The following is a 3411-nucleotide window of genomic DNA, read 5'->3' as shown; positions in this document are numbered from 1 at the left end:
TTAGGGGAGATTTGTCAATCCTCTGAGTCACTAAGGGAAATGTGTTCTAGAAATAATAAATCTGTTCTACAACACCCTCAATCTCATAATAAATCTCATCATTGCTAAACCGCATCACGGTAAAGCCTGAAGCTCTCAATTCATCATCTCTTAACCGATCTTTTTCTTGGTATTCTGGCTCATAATGATGCCCACCATCTAGTTCAATAACTAGTTTTGCCTTTGCACAATAAAAATCAACAATATAATTTAACAAAGGCTTTTGGCGATTAAATCGAAATCCTAATAACTGATCTCGATTAATCCTTTGCCATAATTTACGTTCCGCATCAGTCTGATCTGAACGCAATTTCTGTGAAAGTTCTTTTAAGTTCTTAGAATAAGGCTGCATTCTATTTAGAATATAGCTTGTCACTTCACTTTATATTCAGTCAATTTATTCGCAGGTTTCCATTCAACTTGTCGATATAATTTTGCGCAATCACCTGGTCTTGTTTTATTTAAATAGCCGCCTGTGCCAACAAGTTTATCTTTATAGAAAAAGCCGATTAAAAATTCATCATGAGGATTAGGCGTTTTTTCAGCACCTGTTTTGCACCATTGTAAAACCTTGCCTTGGCCTTTGGTTTGTGAATGAATTGGACGTCCCAAAAGTTTTATGGCGTATTGCTCACTTGAGCCTTTTTTCAACTTTGCAGCTTTTTCAATAGGTTGATAAGTTGCACCAACAGAAAGTACGATGTCTTTTGCTGAAGATGCATTGTTTCCTTCTGCTTGAGCTAACATAGGTACGGCACAAAGTACAGGCATAACAAATTTAATTAATTTTTTCATTTTTAAACTCTCTTAATTACATTGAATATAATTTATTTAGCAAATTTATCTTTGGCGTTTTTTTACCGCCAAATGTAATCGATGCTCTAGGACTTCTTTACTCGGTAATACCGTTAAATATTCCGCAATATGAATATCAGAATGCTTTAAATCTAATAATTCAACTTGCTCTTGCTTTTTAGATGTACACAAAATAATGCCTAAAGGTGGATTTTCCCCTTCTTCTTGTTCATATTTTGCTAACCACGCAAGATAAAGTTCCATTTGGCTTTTATGCGAATGTTTAAAGGCCTCCGTTTTCAGCTTGACAGCAATTAAACGTTTTAACTTACGGTTATAGAAGAGCAAATCAATATAAAAATCATCATTATCAATTTGAATACGTTTTTGGCGGGCAATAAAAGTAAATCCTGCACCTAACTCTAAAAGAAATTGTTCAATTTCTCTTAATATGGCATCTTCCAAATCTCTTTCTAAATAACGATCATTGAGTTCTAAAAAATCCAAAACATAGGGATCTTTTAATACCATTGATTGGTTATATTCGCCTTTTTCTCGCAAAATAGTTAATTCTTGCGTAATGGTTTCATCTGGCTTTTTAGAAAGTGCTGTCCGTTCAAAAAGTAATGAACCAATGCGAGATTCTAACGTCCGCGTACTCCAACGTTCTTGGGCTGCCATTGTGGCATAAAAATCTTGTTTGAGTGGATCATCTAAAGTGGATAATAGTACAAAATGAGACCAACTTAATTGTGCAGACAGTGCCTGCACAATTTCAATTTGATTAAAAACATTTGCAAATTTAATCATCTGCAATAAATTTCTTTTACTCCCCCCCTTACCAAACTGTTCCGTCAAACTTTTTGATAAATTTTTGATGATTTCCTTACCATATTCTGCCCGTTCATTTTGCAAAATATGCTGATTAATTCGCTGCCCGATATGCCAATAAAGCAAGGTAAGTTCTGCATTCACCGTTACAGCAACGCGTTGCTTGCTGTTTTGAATTAATTGGCTAATTTCGCCAACTAATTGGTGTTCATTAATTGCAATGTGTTTTTCTTTTTTCATTTAATGCAAAACTCCTGCAAAACCTACCGCTCTTTATTTACTTAAAAACGTCCGCCAATTTATCCACATCTAACACAAGGCTATCATTATTCAACAGCAATGCTGGAATCCCAATAGATCCGCGCGCTTTCACCGCTTCAAACTCTGCACGGCTATCGCGCAAAGCGAGGAAGCGTTTGAGATTGCCTAATGATGATTGAATTTCTACTGGCTCATATTGCACGCCTAATTCTTGCAAGCGCGCCACAAAAGGCGCGGTATCAGGGCAAGTTTCGGCGAAAAATAAAACGGGTTTATCCATCATAAAAATTCCTAAATTTTTGACCGCACTTATTTCTTACACCCTGGGAAACCCAATGCTTCACGGCTGGCGTAATAGGCTTCCGCGACACCTTTGGTTAAGGCGCGGATACGCAGAATGTAGCGTTGGCGTTCGGTTACGGAGATGGCTTTGCGTGCATCGAGCAAGTTAAAGCTGTGTGCGGCTTTTAAAATGCGTTCGTAGGCAGGCAATGGCAATGGTTTTTCTAGGGCTAATAGCTCTTGTGCTTCTTTTTCATATTGCTCAAAGGCTTTGAATAAGAAATCAATATCAGCGTATTCAAAGTTGTACGTGGATTGCTCTACTTCGTTTTGGTGGAACACGTCTCCGTAGGTGGTTTTGCCGAGTGGGCCGTCTGACCAAACTAAGTCATACACGCTATCCACGCCTTGAATATACATCGCCAAGCGTTCTAAACCGTAGGTGACTTCACCCGTAACTGGTTTACATTCTAAGCCGCCCACTTGTTGGAAATAGGTAAATTGGGTCACTTCCATACCATTTAGCCACACTTCCCAGCCTAAGCCCCACGCGCCAAGAGTTGGGTTTTCCCAGTTGTCTTCCACAAAACGAATATCGTGTTGTGTGGGGTCGAAGCCGAGCATTTTTAATGAGCCAAGATAAAGCTCTTGAATGTTGTCTGGGGAAGGTTTGATCACCACTTGGAATTGATAATAATGCTGCAAGCGGTTTGGGTTTTCGCCATAACGCCCATCAGTTGGACGGCGTGAAGGTTGCACATAGGCGAACGCCATCGGCTCTGGCCCAATCGCACGCAATGCGGTCATTGGGTGGGACGTGCCTGCCCCCACTTCCATATCAAAAGGTTGCACAATGGTACAGCCTTGCTCTGCCCAATAAGCCTGTAAGGCAAGGATCATTCCTTGGAAAGTTTTTACGTTAAATTTTGTATCCATAAGTGTTCTGTTTTCATAAGTTAAAGAAATGCGGTCATTATACTGGATAATAGGGAATTATCCCAGTGTTGCGTAAGGTTTATGTGATGATCACAATACAAATTTAGGATAAGGAAAATCAGTAGCGATAAGAGCTAACAAAGGAAAGAAAATCGCATCTATCATTTGGAGTCAAATGATAAAAAAATAAGCCCCGCAATATGCAGGGCTTAAAATTTTGAAAAATCCAACCGCGCTTTAGAAATTAAGTAAAATCAAAGTGCGGTG

The 3411-nt window shown here is 38.8% G+C and carries 5 protein-coding genes; all 5 read right to left on the bottom strand.

What is annotated here, in order from left to right:
• Positions 1–46 precede the first annotated feature (46 nt).
• From C3Z13_RS04660 to glyQ, 5 genes are read right to left on the bottom strand one after another with little or no spacing between them, the layout of a single operon-like run.
• Positions 47–391, bottom strand: coding sequence for an endonuclease domain-containing protein (locus C3Z13_RS04660; protein ID WP_103855153.1), 345 nt, complete (start codon positions 389–391; stop codon positions 47–49).
• Positions 392–411: 20 nt separating this feature from the next.
• Entirely contained in the window at positions 412–834 is a 423-nt protein-coding gene (locus C3Z13_RS04655; protein WP_103853913.1) for a hypothetical protein, read from the bottom strand.
• A 45-nt stretch (positions 835–879) separates the two neighbouring features.
• A complete protein-coding gene (locus C3Z13_RS04650; protein ID WP_103855151.1) occupies positions 880–1905 on the bottom strand; it encodes a PDDEXK nuclease domain-containing protein in 1026 nt (341 codons plus the stop codon).
• A gap of 37 nt (positions 1906–1942) precedes the next feature.
• The gene (locus C3Z13_RS04645; protein ID WP_103855152.1) at positions 1943–2206 is read right to left on the bottom strand and encodes a hypothetical protein; all 264 of its coding nucleotides are present in this window, start codon (positions 2204–2206) and stop codon (positions 1943–1945) included.
• A 29-nt stretch (positions 2207–2235) separates the two neighbouring features.
• Positions 2236–3144 carry a glycine--tRNA ligase subunit alpha gene (gene glyQ, locus C3Z13_RS04640; protein WP_103853915.1) on the bottom strand — a complete coding sequence of 303 codons (909 nt, stop codon included), beginning with the start codon at positions 3142–3144 and terminating at the stop codon, positions 2236–2238.
• Positions 3145–3411: the final 267 nt, after the last annotated feature.

Origin of the sequence: Avibacterium endocarditidis (assembly GCF_002921145.1) — a bacterium.
GTDB classification, from domain to species: Bacteria; Pseudomonadota; Gammaproteobacteria; order Enterobacterales; family Pasteurellaceae; genus Avibacterium; species Avibacterium endocarditidis.
This window is presented reverse-complemented; position numbering and strand designations above follow the sequence as displayed.